This window comes from Vibrio plantisponsor (assembly GCF_013041605.1).
Taxonomy (GTDB): domain Bacteria; phylum Pseudomonadota; class Gammaproteobacteria; order Enterobacterales; family Vibrionaceae; genus Vibrio; species Vibrio plantisponsor.
In genome coordinates, this window is record NZ_JABEQC010000001.1 from 173,800 (window position 1) to 190,707 (window position 16,908).

Genomic DNA, 16,908 nt, shown 5'->3' on the forward strand with positions numbered 1-16,908 from the left:
AACAAACCCACTTTCTGTTAATTTAGATGAGAAAAATGACATCAAATTTGGATAGTTATGAACGAATTATTAACACAGCTTCAAACTTCACAGTACCTCAAAGGCTGGGATAACAGCGTAATTTTCATCACGTTAGCAAGTTTAATTGCTTGGGTGATTTGGCGATTCGTTTATAACCACTTATCCAATATCAGTGAAAAAACCAAGTTTCACTGGGACGACTTAATACTACATGCCTTAAAAACCCCAATCAGTACTTTGATTTGGTGCTGGCCTGCAACCATATCTCTTGGATTGCTGCTGGATGATAACATTCAAAGCAAATTCAGTTGGTTAGCAACAAGTAAAAAGCTCATGCTTGCGGCTGTTTTCATTTGGATTTTGATTCGCTTAGCCATCAATATCGAGCAATACCTCCTTCAAGACAAGAGTCGTGATGAAACAACCATACAAGCCGCAAGTAAAGTGGCCCGTCTCATCATCTTAACGATAGGTTTACTCACGGTGATGCAAACACTGGGGGTAAGTTTGCGAGGCTTGCTGACCTTTGGTGGTGTCGGTGGTTTGATCGTCGGTCTTGCGGCCAAAGATCTGCTTTCGAACTTCTTTGGCGGGTTAATGATTTACTTCGATCGCCCTTTCAAAGTAGGAGAATGGATTCGCTCTCCAGACCGCGAAATTGAAGGCACTGTTGAGCGCATTGGTTGGCGTATGACCATCATACGCACATTCGACAAACGACCTCTGTATGTACCGAACTCTGTATTCAGCAACATTATTGTTGAAAACCCGTCACGCATGAAGAACCGCCGCATCTATGAAACCGTAGGTTTGCGTTATCAAGATGCCGATAAGATGGCAACGATTGTGGCTCAAGTTCGTGAAATGTTAGAAAACCACGAAGATATCGATGCGCAACAGACCTTGATTGTTAATTTCAACGCATTTGGTGCTTCATCCCTCGATTTCTTTATCTATACCTTCACAGAAACCATTAACTGGGTTCGCTATCACGAAGTGAAGCAGGACGTAATGCTGAAAGTGATGGATATCATTCATCAAAATGGTGCGGATATCGCTTACCCGACTCGCACACTCATGATTGAGCCAAAAGAAGCACCTCTGTTCGACGAATGATCATTAACCAATAAGATGGATTGTAACGGTTCCCCAACTTACTCAAACAAATAAGGGGAACCATGATATTAAGGACGATTTATGAATAGTACGGCGATGCCGCACCACACTGTAGACTCCAAACCACGGCTTTTTTGGCAAGGCACAGTTGCCATGCTGCCTCTTAGTGTCGCGGTTCTGCCTTGGGGCTTACTCGCAGGTTCCTTTGCAATTGAGGCTGGGCTTAACCCCTTTGAAAGCCAAGCTTTGTCGGCAATCTTATTTGCAGGTTCCGCTCAATTAGTCGCAACAGGCATGATAAAAGCGGGCGCAGGCTTAATGACCATGCTGATCACCACCTTCTTCATCACTTCGCGGCACTTTCTTTATAGCGTCTCGATGAGAGGAAAAATCAGCCCACTACCTACCCGTTGGCGTTTGATTCTCGGGTTTCTGCTTACTGATGAACTGTTTGCATTATGTGGTCAACAAAGTGAAAAACAGTTTAACCGCTGGTATGCATTGGGGGCTGGTTTTAGTTTCTATTTAATCTGGAACTTAGCCACTTTGGTCGGCATTGTAGCGGGAAGTTACATTCCGTCGCTCAATTCTATTGGTTTAGAGTTTGCAGTTGCAGCGACTTTTATAGCAATTGTTATCCCAAACGTTAAGAGCATTCCGATTCTTATTTCCGTAATTACCGCGTTAATACTGTCTGTCACTCTGACAATCTTTAATGTAAACGGCAGCTTAATGTATGCCAGCGTTGGCGCTATGTTAGTCGGATGTTTCAGCGAACTAGCCTTAACGAAAAAAACGCCAAGCAACAAAGAAACGGGAGATAAAGCATGATTATTCTCTCTATCTTGGCCATGACCTGTTTGGTGTTTCTCAGTCGGTATTTATTTCTTGAACCCAGACTGCCACTAAAACTTAGCCCGGGCGTACAGAAGCTGCTCAGCTATTCCAGCCCAGCGGTATTAACGGCAATTTGGGCACCGATCGTTTTTACGCACGACAGTCAGCTTAATACCTCAGTCAACAACCCCTATCTTTGGGCTGCGGTTCTGGCTGGCATTATTGCTTGGAAAACGAAGAATGTACTGCTCACTACTGTGGTGAGTATGGCGGTATTTCTGGTGCTTAACTTGGTTGTTTGGGGATAAACAAGAAAAGGGAAAACGAAATCTGTTTTCCCTTCTCACATCACCTATATAAATAAGAGGCAAGAAGGGAAAGAATTGCCGATTATTCAGCCGGCCATTCAATCTCGATAAGTGTGGTATCACCGCTCTTCAGACGTCCCAGGAAAACATCGCCGCGATGAACTTCTCCCACACCTTGTGGAGTGCCTGTCATGATGATGTCGCCATCAAACAAAGTGGTGTAAGACTTTAATTCCTGCAAAATGACATCGGGTTTGAACATCATTTGTTCAACACCACCCGCCTGTACTCGAACGCAGTTAATCAGCAACTCCAGATGCAGAGAAGCAATATCAATCCCTTCTAGCGGTATAAAACGGCTGAACACTGCTGATCCGTCAAAAGCCTTTGCACGTTCCCAAGGTAAACCTTGTTTTTTCAATACAGATTGCTGTTCACGCTTGGTGAGATCCAAACCCAAACCAACCGCGGCATACTGACCATCTTTAATCATGAAACAGATCTCTGTTTCGTAATGCAGAGTCTCCTGATGGAAAGAGTTCAGTATCGAGGTTACGCTGCTGTTGGGCTTATTAAACACCACCATTTGATCAGGGATGGCATTATTTAACTCTTTAATATGCTCAACATAATTACGTCCAACGCACACCACTTTTGACGGGTAAATCAGTTGCTCATCTAATCGAACCGAGTTCATTTTTCTTCCTTGAACATTGAATGAGCACAAATTTTATCTTATCCATACAATTCAACAACTAAATTGATGGATCTGTTACTGGAACTAAGATCTTTGACCCGATTTTTTAAGTTCAGGACAACTTCGCAATGACCTTTTCGCAAAGTGTTTTTAACGAAACCAGGTCATCCAATTCAAGGTCAAACTTACATAGCATAGCGTTGGGTACTGATAATGCTTTTTGCTTTAGCGCAAAACCTTCATCCGTTAGGAAAAGCTCTCGCACACGTTCGTCAGACAGCCCACGTTTGCGCAGCACAATACCTTTGTTTTCGAGACGCTTTAACAGCGGAGTCAATGTGCCTGAATCGAGGTGCAATCGTTCGCCAAGAATTTTTACGTTAATACCGTTTGTCTCCCACAGTACCATCATCACTAAGTATTGCGCATAGGTAAGATCGAGAGCATCAAGCAATGGTCGATATGCACGAACCACGGCGTTGGCTGCGCTATACAAAGGAAAACACACCTGTTTATCAAGCAGTAGCAGCTCTTCTCTCGCAAGTGATTCCGTATTCTTGCCTGTTCCACAATGACTCATGTTTCTCTCTCTCAAAAATAAATTGTGCACAATATACTTGCATTCGACCTAAAGATCGATTTAATATTGCAAACAATTAGATTGCACACAACATATATTAAGGTGATAAACATGGCGACTATCTACACAACTAAAGCAACAGCACTAGCAGGCCGTAACGGTAAAGTTTCAACAGATGACGGTTTACTGTCTGTAGACTTGAGCTACCCAAAAGAAATGGGCGGTAACGGTACAGCAACAAACCCAGAGCAACTATTTGCAGCAGGCTACTCAGCATGTTTCTCAAACGCGATTCTTCATGTTGCTCGCGAAGCAAAAGTTGCGCTTAAATCCGCTCCTGTAACCGCTGAAGTGGGTATTGGTCCTAACGAAACTGGTGGTTTCGCTCTAACTGTTAGCCTAGATGTTCAGTTAGATCTTGAAGACGCACAAGCGGTTGAACTTGTGAAAACGGCTCACCAAGTATGTCCTTACTCAAACGCAACTCGTGGCAACATCGCAGTTGGTCTGACAGCGAATGGCGTAAAAATCGCTTAATTTTTTAGAATACGCATTCAACAAGCTCGCCAAGTGCGAGCTTTTTTTTCAAGTCACAATAATGACAACAAGTTGAAATCAAACCGTCACGTAATCCATCTACCTTTAGACGCAGCAAAGAAATTGGGCCAAATACTCTATGTATTTGTCACTCACAATGTTTGCTTGGTTTAAATACTCCCAAGATAAATCCTTTTGACCAAACAATCGTTTGGTCTTTTTTTTTGCACCACATCACAGCGTTGTGCGCCATGAAGATGCACATAACGTTCTTGCACAAACACGCAACATTTTAATAACCTATTGTAAATTAAGAAAATTAATTATTGGCACAGTAAATGCTATATAGAAAATACAAATGCAGGCAGCGTTTGTGCTTCTTTTCAGTGATAAGGCAGAAATCACTGGTCACTTCATGTTCTTTCGACCTCCTTCTAGGAGGTCTTTTTTTATCTGTAACTTACCTCAAAGATTCTGAACAGCTTCAACAGATAATCGACATTGGTTTCACTATAAATAGAACGTATGATTCACCCTATTATCTACTTTGTATAAGCATTTCAAATGAACGGAAAACACCAGCCGATCCATGGCGCTTTTTGGATGTTAACAGCGGGGTTAGCTTTTGCTGTTGTGAACAGCGTGACACAAATTGCGACCATCAAGTTCGGACTTACTTCAACTACGGTGGCTTTGATTCAATACGCAGTCGCTATTGTGGTTATCCTTCCTTATCTCAAAACGCTGGGCATTCGCCGATCTTTACGTACCCAACATTTTGGCTGGCACGTATTTCGTGTTTTCCTAGCCGTAATCGGTATTCAATTATGGCTATGGGCACTCGCCTACCCTGTGCCTATCTGGCAAGGTATTGCTTTGCTGATGACATCTCCACTATTTGCCACCGTCGGCTCTGGCTTAATTCTGAAAGAAAAAGTGGGAATCGCTCGTTGGGGGGCTACGCTGACCGGCTTTATCGGCGCAATGATAATTCTTGAACCGTGGGCTGAAGACTTTAGCTGGGCAACACTGCTTCCTGTTGGCGCGGCGTTTTTCTGGGCATGTTATTCACTGATGGTAAAGAAACTCTCTTCCGTCGATAACCCGTCCACTATGGTTGTTTACCTGTTGCTGCTGATTACACCCTTTAACCTGCTTTTGGCGATTCCTGAATGGCAAACACCTGTCGGCGGTACGTTATGGGTATTACTTATTGCTGCTGGCGCGATGACAGCCTTAGCTCAGTGGTCGATAGTTAAAGCATACTCTGTAGCGGATGCGTCCTTCGTACAGCCTTTCGACCATGCGAAACTGCCGTTGAATGTTCTTGCTGGCTGGATGGTTTTCGGTTGGGTTCCACCGGGTAGATTATGGCTTGGGGCAATTATTATCATCTTGTCTGTCGCCTTCATTACTCAGTGGGAAGCAAAAAAGAGCCACGTTGAAATAAAAACCGCCTGAGTTCGTTCTTATGTTGTAAGTGATCAAACGAAGGTTAACTGGGTATCTATCAGCCATGACAAAGCCAATTAAAATAACTTTATATCGATGGGCAGGCAGCTTTGGCCCATTTAAAGTAAACATTCCGTGCGGTGAATGCACACTGACAAAAGACATACTTCTCGATACGTTTAAAAACGAACTCGCAGACGTTCCTGTTGAATTAGAAGTGAAAGACTGGCTATCGCATTGGTGGGAACCTTTAAAGCACGGAGCTTGGCATGCGCCAATTGTTATCCTTGAAGGACAAGTCGTGAGCCAAGGAGAAGCCTTAAACCGAGGTCTGCTGGTACAAGCTGCGATTAAAGAATGGACGAAGCGTGACTCGTTGAAGGGCAATATCGTGTTTGGTAAAGAGACCTGCCCTTACTGCGCCAAAGCAAAACAGTTGCTGGACAAATCTGGCATCAATTACCAGTACCATGATGTGGTAAAAGACAGCGCGGCGCTGTACAGAATGATTCCCGAGGTGAAAGCCATTATTGGAGAAAAAACGCCCGTGACGGTTCCACAAATTTGGATTGAGGGCAACTACATCGGTGGATGCAGCGATTTAGAAACATGGTTAGCGCAACGAGATTTGAATCAAGAAAGCCTATCGAACGGAGAAAATGTTCATCCGATTCATCGCAAAGAGATTGGCTAATCCCATCTCCAATCGAATAAGTAAAAGCCCTGAGACCATTAACCTCAGGGCTTTTTAATTACTGAAAGATTTTCTTAACAAACATCTTTATACGCGATGATTTCTTCGCTTTAGCTTTTCCGTAAAGCGTTTCTTTCATCACTTGTTTAACAACCACTTCACCCGCCACCATATAGGCTGATGCTAATTGAAAATTCATAGCTATCTGCGAAAATTCATAGCTATCTGCGAAAATTCATAGCTATCTGCGAAAACTCAGTTAGCTTCTTTTTGGCTGCTTATAAGTTTTGCCAGCCGCTTGGTAGGTATCTTTATGTTTAACATCAAAATGGATATCAAAGAACCAAGCGACAAACTTAATCACATCGTCACCTTCATTCATAATGTGCTCGACAAACTCTTGCTCTTCGCCTTGTTCATCCTGCTGCAAAAAGACGTGATAGATGCGTTGTTCACCATCAACTTCTGCCAATGCAAACTGACCTGTTAACGACTGAGCCGCTTCCGCAACCTCTTTATCTTCACTCGCTTTTAGCAGCTCCAGAGCCTGAGGTAGGTTCTCTTTCTCACATAAGCTTTTTACCAAAGCTTCAAATTCGTTTTGCTGCATAAAATCTCTCCTCAATAAAGTACGCGGCGGATTATATACGTAAAGCGGCAGACAACGCATCTTCACGTACATCTTTAAAACATAGATAGTTAAAACATAAAAAAGCCCCATCAAACGATAGGGCTCTTGAAACATTAATGAACCAACGACTAACCCTCTTGAGGAACGTCTTTGGTATTTGAAGCAAGCATGCTCTCTTTCGAGTCGAGAATTTTATCGAGCTCATCACGTCGAGCAAGGAATACGGACATCTCTTTTTTCGGCACCGAAGTTGCCATTGGGATATTCGCTTTCATTGCATCAACCGGACGACCACGAACGATCAATTCATAGTGCAAATGCGGACCAGTCACACGGCCTGATTTACCCGACAAACCAATGCGTTGACCGCGAGTAACTTTTTGCCCTTTACGCACCAGTATCTTGCTCAAATGCAAATAACGAGTGCTATAGGTGTTGTCATGCTTAATCACAACATAATTACCCGCATACGGGTGATTACGAGTCATGATCACTTCACCGTCACCGGTTGACAAGATTGGCGTGCCTATTGGTGTCGCGAAATCCGTACCATTGTGCGGAGCATACTGTCCAGTAACAGGGTGATGACGATTAGGATCGAAGCCAGATGACATTCTCCAATGTGTTTTTGTCGGATAACGTTGAAAAGCACGTTGAAGACTGTTGCCATCTTTATCGTAATACTGACCATCTTTGTATAAATACGCAGACACTTCGCTATTACGGCTGTAAATTTTAATCGCTTGAATTTCTCGGTTACCTGTCAGTTTTTCACCGACATACTGACGAGATTGCACCACTTCAAACTGGTCACCAGCACGTAAATCTCGGCCAAAATTCACTTTATCCTTCAACAAAGCCACAATTTGGTCGATCTCAGCGCTGCCTAAACCAATCTTGTTCGCAGATTGTGAAAAACTACCCTGAATTTCACCGACAAGAGCAAACTCTTTCCATCGGCTAGGTAAAGTTACGTCCTTATATTCAAAACTTCCATCTTCAACACGCGAATAAACCGCTCGCTCAACCAAACTGAACTCTAACTCCATCTTCGCCAGAGTTCGTTTATTATCTCCTGACCAGAAACGCAGTATGTTGCCAGGCTTCAATGTATCCAGTGCCAGATAGTTCAAGTCGGTTTCCATTATCTTCATCAGCTCTTGGTAGGAAAAACCAAGCTGGTTAAAGATACTACTTAAATTATCACCGGATTTGATTACATATTCGTAATCAGGAAGTGGCTCACTCTCTTGCTTTGACTCGCCAAAAATCGATTCTACTACGTCTGATTCTTGGATAGATAAAGCAATACGTCGCTGATTTGACTCAGGATTTGACGATAACAAGATGGCTGCAGCAGCTACAATAGGTAACCCTAATGCAAAGGCTTTCTTTCTTTTTGAAAGCTCTGAAAATCGCAAAATAACAGATTTTGAAAGCACAACCTTACCTGTGTAAATCATTTAAAAAGAGGCACAGATTACGGCTTTCTTAACAAAAAGTCATTATTGAGCGAGTAAAGAATAGTAAAAAGGCACAAAAGTGCCTTTTTAGAAGTATTGTTTATAGCGCAAGTTTAGCCTTCATTAGCCAATCAACATTACTATTAACTATATGGTATCTAAACGAATTTATTGGTGAGTGGAGACCATACAGTTATCTTCGCCGTAGCCATTCGGAATGTATTGATCAGCCTGTGGATCATTCACCCAAAGTTCTTCGTCTAAAAGATAACGGAACTGGTAATTAGAATCTTTTGGTAGTCGAGTTTTAAACTTAAACACACTGGATTTTGCAACTTTCTTCATAGGCTGAGGCTGCCAATCAAGAAAATCTGCAACAATAGCTACATTCGATGCGACATCCGGTGCATCCAGCTCAAATGTCACCTCTACTTCATCTTTTGTCTTAAAGAAACGCTTATTAATCATGTCAAACTCCATTTTTGCTCAAAAAGTGTTCTGTTAGGCAAATGATAGAAACTCAAAAATAAACTTTCAAATTAAGCCAAGAAGTTTACTCAGACCACTGAGTATCACTAAGCCATTTTCCTGCTAAGCAACTACCCTGTTGAAACTAAGTTTCTAACTGGATGGCGATAGCTGATATTTCTCCGATATCGAAAACAGTATAGACACAGATTCCGTTGGTGCCTCAGAAAAAGCCACATTATTTGCATGGCTTAGCAGTGTTACAGTGACGCTGCTACCATCCTGTACCAGCGATTGCACGTCTACGCGATCTCCTAAAAGTTGGCTGCTGACCATCACCATTCGAGATCTGAGTGAGTCATATTTAAATAGCGCTAAATAGTTGAATACGCCTGAGCCCTGATTCGAAACACGAATGACCGAAAGGTATCCATGGTTCTCTTCAAAACCTTTCAGTTTAAGCATCAGCTGAGTATCCAATGCGACAGAACCTCGCTCGCTTCCCGAATCATAACTGCCGATCACCCAGCGTTGTTGCTCATCCCAAGATTCCATAAACGCAAAGCTTGGGGTTTCAGGCACCGGAACGGTGATTGGGTTGGGTACATCCAATCCAAACACTGCTTGAGCAATCTGATCTTTGTGTTTGGTTGTCGTGGGAAATTTCGCCATGATTTCTTGATCAGACAGTGAAAAGCGATAAACACCCGCAACAACAACTACGACGAGTAAAACAATAGGAGTGAGCAAAATCAGAGGAATAGGTAAAAGGCGTTTTTTCATAATGTTTGTAGTCTGATGTTTTATAAGGCGCGAACACTATAACCCAAGCTCTCTGACATTAAGAGTGTTAAGCCTATAACCTATTGGTAAAAATTCATTACGAATGCCTCACAGGAGTGCAACTTTTCCGCTGGAAAAGCGCTTTTATTACCTAAATTTCGCTGCATAAAATCTATCTGAATCCTACCTTTACAGGATATGAAATGAGCGTAGAATCAGACGCCGTTCGATTACCACACCATTTTTAAGGCTATTGATATGTTTGCCATCTATGAATCCCATAAAGCAGGTCTGCTTAAAAGTAAGCATTGGTTAAATAATTTAAGCGCGGGATTGATTGTCGGGGTGGTTGCTCTTCCTTTAGCGATGGCATTCGCGATTGCATCAGGAGTGAAACCTGAACAAGGTATTTATACCGCGATTATCGCTGGCTTAATTGTCTCTATCTTCGGTGGTTCACGAGTTCAAATTGCAGGCCCTACTGGTGCATTTATCGTTATTCTGGCGGGGATTGTTGCTCAGTATGGCGTTAGCGGCTTGCAAGTCGCGACCATGATGGCGGGTGTCATTCTGCTTGTTCTCGGTGTAACTAAACTCGGCAGTATTATTCGTTATATCCCAGATCCAGTTATCGTCGGCTTTACCAGTGGTATTGGTGTCATTATTTGGGTCGGTCAATGGCAAGATTTCTTTGGTTTACCTCAGATCAGCGGTGCGCATTTTCATCAAAAACTGATTTCTATTTTCCATGCGTTCCCACAGTTTCATTTAACAACGACCTTATTGGCTTTATTATCTTTGGTATTGGTCATTGCAGCTCCCAAGATTCCAAAGTTATCACGCATTCCGGGGCCATTGCTGGCACTGGTGGTGGTGACCACATTGCAGTATGTCGTCGGCTTTGAAGGCGTGCGCACCATAGGTTCAGCTTTTGGTGGTATTCCGCAAGGTTTACCAGAGCTTTCCGTCCCTGATATCTCTTTTTCTCAGATTATTCAGTTGATCGGCCCTGCCTTTGCTATCGCTATGCTTGGCGCTATTGAGTCTTTGCTTTCTGCGGTTGTTGCGGATGGTATGGCGGGCACTAAACACAACTCAAACCAAGAACTAGTGGGCCAAGGCATTGCCAATATCATCGCACCTATTTTTGGTGGTATTGCTGCAACAGGGGCAATTGCCCGCACCGCAACCAATATTCGTAATGGGGGTAATAGCCCGCTTGCTGGCATTATTCACGCCTTAACACTTGTCGTTATCTTACTCGTTTTAGCGCCACTGGCAGTCAACATTCCATTGGCAACACTGAGCGCGATTCTATTCGTCGTTGCTTGGAACATGAGTGAGCTTCCACACTTCTTAAAGTTGGTAAAACGCGCACCCAAGGCAGATGTGGTTATTTTGCTTATTACCTTCAGTTTGACTGTGTTCGCAGACCTAGTAGTGGCGGTAAACATTGGCGTGATCATCGCCATTCTTCACTTTGTGAAGCGTATGGCTTCTAGCGTGGAAGTGAAAGCACCTACGGCGGAAGAGTTAACGCCTGATTTGCAACGTCATGGTAAGAGTGCATTACCGCGTGAATTAGCTATTTATGCACTCGATGGACCATTCTTCTTTGCCGCAGCCGAAACGTTTGAACGTGTGATGACCAGTATTCAGGAAACACCAAAGATCCTGATCATCCGTTTAAGATGGGTGCCATTTATGGACATTACAGGACTGCAGGCTCTCGAAGAAATCATCGAGAACTTCCATCATAAAAATGTCACTGTGCTCATTTCAGGGGCGAACCCACGCGTGACACAAAAGCTAGACAGGGCGGGAATTATTCATCTTGTAGGTGAAGAGAATGTGTATAAAGAGTTCGACGATGCGTTGCGTGTAAGCTTAAATGCCATCGATAAAATTTCATTAACAAATACAGACCCAGCCTAGCGCCTAAAGGCAACATTCTCCCTCTGTCAATCCTCATATTCTAGCTCTTGGTCTAATAACCAAGAGCTTTTCTTTATAATTCTGTAACTTATATAAGCCAAACCATTTTTAGCCCGATTCTAAATCCACAAGTCTGTGCCCAATATCACATTAAGCACACAAATGATTTTAAACAAATCCTTCACCAGTGTAACAATAACGAAACAAATCACCATGATTTGCCATTCTCAGAGTGCAAAGGAATGAATATTTACCCTTTTTTGATGAATAGTATTGCTAAAGCATCAAAAAATAGATATTCTCGCGCCAATGAGTAAATACGGATGTTTAGTGAATTAATATACCAAGGACATGGTGTTAATTGACTAGTAGTAACACGAGAAAAATAATGCAAGATAACGCTCAAACATTAGATAGTCCAGTAGAACAGAAGTCTTCTGGAAGCTTATGGATGTTCCTGATCCCTTCTTTGATCGGGGTGTTCCTATTTATGGCACCGATCAGTTATGACGGTTCATTCACCATTCCTGTCGCTGTATTAGCTAAATCAGTACAAGCTCTATTTGGTGACTCTTTAGTTGCAATTATTACCACTATTATTGCATTTATGTCGGTTGCTTCTTTTGCAACGAAACTTTTCAAACCGGCATTCATTGTTGAGAAGCCATTCTTAAACAGCCTATTTAACCCTTCATGGCTATGGCTAGCTGTACGCGTCATTGGCGGTGCAGCAGTAATCATGACTTTCTTCAAAGTTGGTCCTGAAGCTATCTGGGAAGAAAACACGGGTGGCTTAGTTCTGGAAGGATTGTTACCGACGCTATTCTCAGTGTTCATTTTTGCAGGTCTGTTACTGCCACTATTGCTTAATTTTGGTCTGTTAGAACTGATGGGCGCGCTATTAAGCAAAATCATGCGTCCTCTGTTTAACCTACCTGGTCGTAGCGCAATCGACTGTGTGGCTTCTTGGTTGGGTGACGGCAGCGTAGGTATCCTACTGACAAGCAAGCAATATGAAGACAAATTCTACACTCAACGTGAAGCAGCTGTTGTAGGTACAACCTTCTCAGCAGTATCTATCACGTTCAGTCTAGTGGTTATTGCTCAGGTAGAATTGGAACATTTATTCCTGCCATTTTACGGCGCTATCTGTTTAGCTGGTTTTGTTGCGGCGATCATTATTCCTCGCTTGCCACCACTAAGCTTGAAGAAGAACACTTTCATTGATGGTTCAAAACCTGACGCGGATGCGGATGCGATTCCAGCAGGTCACACCTCTCTTTCTTGGGGTATGAAACTTGCTTTAACGAAAGCAGGCCAAGTGAACTCATTCAAGTCAGTGTTTGGCGAAGGTATCCGTAACGCTATCGACATGGTATTCGGTGTACTTCCAGTTGTTATGGGTCTAGGTACTGTTGCTCTTGTGATTGCTGAATACACCTCTGTATTCTCGATTTTAGGTCAGCCATTTATTCCTTACCTAGAGCTATTAGGCGTACCAGAAGCGGTTCAAGCGTCTCAAACAATTGTGGTTGGCTTTGCAGACATGTTCATTCCTGCAATCCTTGCGGCTTCAATCGACAATGAGATGACTCGCTTTGTTATCGCAGCAATGTCTGTTACTCAGCTTATCTACATGTCTGAAGTCGGTGCACTAATGTTAGGCAGCCGTATTCCGGTTAACTTCGTAGAACTGTTCGTTATCTTCATTCTACGTACGTTAATCACCCTACCGGTTATCGCTGGTGTTGCACATTTGATTTTCTAAATTCAGATTCGCAAACAAAAGGCTTCACTCGTTGAAGCCTTTTTATTGCTTAGCGCAAAAGCGATATAAAACTCTTTCCATATTCCTCCCCAGAATTTCATTCACCTCATTGCATAAATTTCCAGTTGATAGTCCTAAATAACCTAACTTAAGTACTATATGTCTTAATAAAAAATAGAACTGGCTAGATATGCACCGTATAATTTCGTAGAAAAATACTGCACAGGTCGTTTTACAGACGATTTATGCAAAAATAGCACTCAATACATAAAGTGAATGAATGGAATGAAACGGATTTTTGCTGCCTCTCTTCTCCTTATTAGTAATTTTGCATCTGCGTTTGATTTAACCGTAAGAGTGCCAGATCAGGCCCCCGTTGTACTTTCTATGCATCAGCTCAAAAGCGAGTTGCCCGTTGTGAGTTTTAGCACAAGCACTCCTTGGGCAGACAACGAGCACACTTCAACCTTTACTGGTTTTACCATGGTCGATTTGTTGAGCTATTTAAATATCAAAGATGTAGCCAGTGTTTCCTTTATCGCTTTGAACGACTACTCAGCATCAACTTCTATTGATGATTTGAAGCGCTATAAACCGATTGTGGCTTACGCAGTCAATGGCGAACCCATGCGAGTACGAGACAAAGGTCCATTCTGGTTTATTTACAATATGTCGAAGTATCCACAGACAGATACCCCGGAGTACCACACTCAAATGGTATGGCAACTTAAAGAGATATCGATTAAATACAAATGATTGCAGCCTCTCAAAGTAAGCAGTTACATCCATTAATTCAACGTACAAAGACGCTGCTACTGATTGTCTCTGTTGTTTTAATGATTGCGAATCTCTATACGCTAACTTCAACCAAGGAGTTAGCTCGTTCCTACACCTATAAGCAGCATAAAGCCACTTGGTTTTTGTTCTACCTAACCAAAGAGTTTACAGAGCTGGTATCTATCATGCCTCATGCTCTTGATACCCCAGAAGATCTCGAAATTGTGAAGCTAAAATATGAGCTTACTTGGAGCCGTTTTGATCTGATCCTGCACAACAGCGAAGCGGATGAGTTCTTAGAAATAGACGGTACGCTACACTATTTCAAAAATACGTTTGACCATTTCAAGCTACTTGAATCCTTCTTAATGAATATCAACGACGAGCAATCGCTCGCTGAGTTCACAACCAGAACCGAAGCTCTATATCTTGATGTGATTCAATACATTAACGATAACTTCAAAATTCAAAGCCCTATGTATTTAGAGCAGAAGGCGCAAGCTGAGTATGTGACCAATATTCAATATGCACTCATTCTGCTGCTGTTTTTCTCTATAGGATTGGTGAGTTTTATTTGGTACAAAGAGGCTCAATATCATCGTCTATTAGCATTAACGGACCCACTGACCGATATCGGCAACCGATTATCGATGTTTCGCTCCATTTCACATCGACCAAGTGGCAGCTATTACTCGCTGTTCCTGTTGGACCTCAACGGTTTTAAAGCCATCAACGATGATTTTGGCCATTTAGCTGGTGATTCTGTTTTAAAACAAGTAACCAAACGCTTATCACATATACCTACTTTCGATTATGAACTGTTCCGAATGGGTGGCGACGAATTTGCAATCATCATTAATAGTATTGATGCACTGGAATTAGAAGGAATGCAAAGCCTGATTGAGCAGTGTTTTGAACAGAAATTTGTGGTTGGTGATAATCAATATCGTTCATTGAACACCAGCATTGGTCTTAGTTCTTGCCCTAATGATGGTAACGACATCAACCAGTTAATTCACATTGCAGACCAAAAAATGTATGCAATGAAGCACCAAAAAAAAGGCCCCTCATTGTGAGGGGCAAGATTACCATCGCTTTATAGTTATATAGTGTTAGCCAGTAAGCGTTGTCAGTAATGACATCTCTTTGGTGAATGCGTTGCGATTAACCGAAATCACCGTTCACATAGCCTTTTGTTCTGTCATCTTTAGGTTGACTGAAAATGATTTGAGTATCGTCATGCTCAACCAACTCTCCCATCAGGAAGAACGCGGTGCGGTCTGAAATACGACGCGCTTGCTGCATTGAGTGAGTAACGATAACGATGGTGTAGTTTTTCTTTAACTCTTCCATCAACTCTTCAATTTTATGAGTTGCAATTGGGTCAAGTGCAGACGTTGGTTCGTCCATCAGGATTACATCCGGTTCCATTGCGATAGTGCGAGCAATACATAGACGTTGCTGCTGACCGCCCGATAAACCAAACGCGTGTGACTTCAAACGATCTTTCACTTCATCCCAAAGCGCTGCACCACGCAGTGAACGTTCTACCACTTCGTCAATGTGTTTCTTATCTTTCACACCTTGAGCGCGTAAGCCGTACGCCACGTTTTCATAAATGCTCATCGGGAATGGGTTCGGCTTTTGGAAAACCATACCTACACGGATACGGATATCTGCAACATCAACGTTGCCATAAATATCCTGACCATCCATCTCAAGCTTGCCTTTGATGGTGACGCCTTCGATAAGATCGTTCATGCGGTTTAAGCAGCGTAATAGCGTTGATTTACCACAACCAGAAGGACCAATCAGCGCCGTCACTTGACGAGTAGGAATTGGCAGGTTGATAGATTTCAGCGCTTGGTTTTCGCCGTAGAATAAATCCAGATTTTCAATATTAAATTTGTTCATTGTCGTGTCTCTTAAATTCTGTCAGTCGTATCGGATTAGTAAGTTGCCGTGTTGAATCGCTTAGCGATTAACTTGGTAACCATGTTGATGAGCAACACAACAACAATCAGCACAGTGGCTGTTCCGTACGCTTGATTCCACTCTTCAATCGTGAATAGTTCAGTTGTCAGTTTGTAAAGGTGAACCGTCAATGTTCGACCTGAATCCAAAAGAGAATCAGGAACACGAGCTACCATACCTGCGGTTAAGAACACCGGTGCTGACTCACCGATAACGCGGCCAATACTCAAAATGACAGAAGTTAGAATACCTGGGATCGCACTTGGCAAAATGAGACGCCAGATGGTGTAAATTTTTGAAGCACCAAGGCCATAAGAGCCTTCGCGATACGTTTGTGGTACCGCCATTAATGCTTCTTCTGTAGTACGAATGATTACAGGCAGAATCAGGATACTTAGGGTTAATGCACCGGAAAGAATCGAGAATCCTAGACCAAGAATCACCACGAAGAATGTCATACCAAACAGACCAAAGATGATCGATGGAATGCCCGCTAATGATTCGGTACAGAAACGGATAACCTTCACCAGTTTACTGCCCACTTTGGCGTATTCGGTGAGATAAATCGCCGTCATGATCCCCATCGGTGCCGCAACCGCTATCGACGCCACTACCATGTAAATGGTTGAAACGATCATCGGGAAGATACCGTGTTCATCACCAGTACGAGTGTAGTTGTCTGTAACAAATGCCCAGTCTACGTGTCGTAAACCGTTAGATAGGATGTACCAGATAATCCAGAACAGAAAGCCAACGGTTAGCGCCGCTGCAAGCCAGATAAACACACGTAATACGTTATCTTTAAATTCACGTGCTTGTTTTAGTTTTGCGCGGTCCACTTGATTGTATTTTGCGTGATCCATGTTG

General features: G+C 42.7%; 19 protein-coding genes. 10 read left to right on the top strand and 9 right to left on the bottom strand.

The features are described 5' to 3' along the window. Nucleotides 1-57: 57 nt before the first annotated feature. The 3 genes from HKI82_RS00890 (at nt 58) to HKI82_RS00900 (ending at nt 2,282) form a co-directional block, all read left to right on the top strand. The gene (locus HKI82_RS00890) at nt 58-1,137 is read left to right on the top strand and encodes a mechanosensitive ion channel family protein (RefSeq protein ID WP_171136913.1); all 1,080 of its coding nucleotides are present in this window, start codon (nt 58-60) and stop codon (nt 1,135-1,137) included. An 81-nt stretch (nt 1,138-1,218) separates the two neighbouring features. Further along, nucleotides 1,219-1,968, top strand: a complete 750-nt coding sequence (locus tag HKI82_RS00895; RefSeq protein WP_171136914.1) for an AzlC family ABC transporter permease — start codon at nt 1,219-1,221, stop codon at nt 1,966-1,968. Continuing rightward, entirely contained in the window at nt 1,965-2,282 is a 318-nt protein-coding gene (locus HKI82_RS00900; RefSeq protein WP_171136915.1) for an AzlD domain-containing protein, read from the top strand. Before HKI82_RS00895 ends, HKI82_RS00900 begins: the two co-directional genes overlap by 4 nt. A gap of 82 nt (nt 2,283-2,364) precedes the next feature. Here the strand turns inward: HKI82_RS00900 and HKI82_RS00905 are convergent, their stop codons facing one another. Both HKI82_RS00905 and ohrR read right to left on the bottom strand, forming a co-directional pair. Then, entirely contained in the window at nt 2,365-2,979 is a 615-nt protein-coding gene (locus HKI82_RS00905) for a fumarylacetoacetate hydrolase family protein (RefSeq protein ID WP_102941784.1), read from the bottom strand. Nucleotides 2,980-3,091: 112 nt separating this feature from the next. Next, nucleotides 3,092-3,559, bottom strand: a complete 468-nt coding sequence (gene ohrR / locus HKI82_RS00910) for a transcriptional regulator OhrR (RefSeq protein WP_171136916.1) — start codon at nt 3,557-3,559, stop codon at nt 3,092-3,094. Nucleotides 3,560-3,670: 111 nt separating this feature from the next. Here ohrR and ohr point away from each other — a divergent pair, with 111 nt between their 5' ends. The 3 genes from ohr to HKI82_RS00925 all read left to right on the top strand — a co-directional run bounded on the left by ohr (nt 3,671) and on the right by HKI82_RS00925 (nt 6,242). Beyond that, complete coding sequence (ohr, locus tag HKI82_RS00915) at nt 3,671-4,096, top strand: organic hydroperoxide reductase Ohr (RefSeq protein ID WP_102941782.1); 426 nt, start codon at nt 3,671-3,673, stop codon at nt 4,094-4,096. A 564-nt stretch (nt 4,097-4,660) separates the two neighbouring features. Beyond that, on the top strand, nt 4,661-5,557 hold the full coding sequence (locus HKI82_RS00920; RefSeq protein ID WP_102953684.1) for a DMT family transporter: 897 nt from the start codon (nt 4,661-4,663) through the stop codon (nt 5,555-5,557). Nucleotides 5,558-5,612: 55 nt separating this feature from the next. Beyond that, nucleotides 5,613-6,242 (top strand): glutaredoxin family protein, encoded by a 630-nt coding sequence (locus tag HKI82_RS00925; RefSeq protein ID WP_042485514.1) that lies wholly within the window; start codon nt 5,613-5,615, stop codon nt 6,240-6,242. A gap of 58 nt (nt 6,243-6,300) precedes the next feature. Here the strand turns inward: HKI82_RS00925 and HKI82_RS00930 are convergent, their stop codons facing one another. From HKI82_RS00930 to HKI82_RS00950, 5 genes are all read right to left on the bottom strand, one after another. Then, entirely contained in the window at nt 6,301-6,441 is a 141-nt protein-coding gene (locus HKI82_RS00930; RefSeq protein WP_171136917.1) for a hypothetical protein, read from the bottom strand. Nucleotides 6,442-6,501: 60 nt separating this feature from the next. Beyond that, nucleotides 6,502-6,852: a hypothetical protein gene (locus HKI82_RS00935; RefSeq protein ID WP_102941780.1), complete on the bottom strand. Its 351-nt coding sequence runs from the start codon at nt 6,850-6,852 to the stop codon at nt 6,502-6,504. 149 nt (nt 6,853-7,001) lie between these two features. Further along, nucleotides 7,002-8,315 carry a peptidoglycan DD-metalloendopeptidase family protein gene (locus HKI82_RS00940; protein ID WP_171136918.1) on the bottom strand — a complete coding sequence of 438 codons (1,314 nt, stop codon included), beginning with the start codon at nt 8,313-8,315 and terminating at the stop codon, nt 7,002-7,004. Between the two features lie 189 nt (nt 8,316-8,504). Beyond that, entirely contained in the window at nt 8,505-8,804 is a 300-nt protein-coding gene (locus HKI82_RS00945; RefSeq protein ID WP_042485941.1) for an isoamylase early set domain-containing protein, read from the bottom strand. A gap of 153 nt (nt 8,805-8,957) precedes the next feature. After that, complete coding sequence (locus tag HKI82_RS00950) at nt 8,958-9,587, bottom strand: hypothetical protein (RefSeq protein ID WP_102941778.1); 630 nt, start codon at nt 9,585-9,587, stop codon at nt 8,958-8,960. Between the two features lie 258 nt (nt 9,588-9,845). On the opposite strand from HKI82_RS00950, the gene HKI82_RS00955 reads away from it, so the two are divergent. The 4 genes from HKI82_RS00955 to HKI82_RS00970 all read left to right on the top strand — a co-directional run bounded on the left by HKI82_RS00955 (nt 9,846) and on the right by HKI82_RS00970 (nt 15,143). Then, nucleotides 9,846-11,522: a SulP family inorganic anion transporter gene (locus HKI82_RS00955; protein ID WP_102941777.1), complete on the top strand. Its 1,677-nt coding sequence runs from the start codon at nt 9,846-9,848 to the stop codon at nt 11,520-11,522. 388 nt (nt 11,523-11,910) lie between these two features. Continuing rightward, nucleotides 11,911-13,290 (top strand): YjiH family protein, encoded by a 1,380-nt coding sequence (locus HKI82_RS00960; RefSeq protein WP_102941776.1) that lies wholly within the window; start codon nt 11,911-11,913, stop codon nt 13,288-13,290. 285 nt (nt 13,291-13,575) lie between these two features. After that, nucleotides 13,576-14,046: a putative pterin-binding protein gene (locus HKI82_RS00965; protein WP_102941775.1), complete on the top strand. Its 471-nt coding sequence runs from the start codon at nt 13,576-13,578 to the stop codon at nt 14,044-14,046. Further along, nucleotides 14,043-15,143: a GGDEF domain-containing protein gene (locus tag HKI82_RS00970; RefSeq protein ID WP_102941774.1), complete on the top strand. Its 1,101-nt coding sequence runs from the start codon at nt 14,043-14,045 to the stop codon at nt 15,141-15,143. Before HKI82_RS00965 ends, HKI82_RS00970 begins: the two co-directional genes overlap by 4 nt. 88 nt (nt 15,144-15,231) lie before the next feature. On the opposite strand, the gene pstB is transcribed toward HKI82_RS00970, so the two are convergent. Together pstB and pstA are read right to left on the bottom strand one after the other, a co-directional pair. Further along, the gene (pstB, locus tag HKI82_RS00975; RefSeq protein WP_102941773.1) at nt 15,232-15,981 is read right to left on the bottom strand and encodes a phosphate ABC transporter ATP-binding protein PstB; all 750 of its coding nucleotides are present in this window, start codon (nt 15,979-15,981) and stop codon (nt 15,232-15,234) included. Between the two features lie 35 nt (nt 15,982-16,016). Next, entirely contained in the window at nt 16,017-16,880 is an 864-nt protein-coding gene (gene pstA / locus HKI82_RS00980; RefSeq protein ID WP_102941915.1) for a phosphate ABC transporter permease PstA, read from the bottom strand. Nucleotides 16,881-16,908 lie beyond the last annotated feature (28 nt).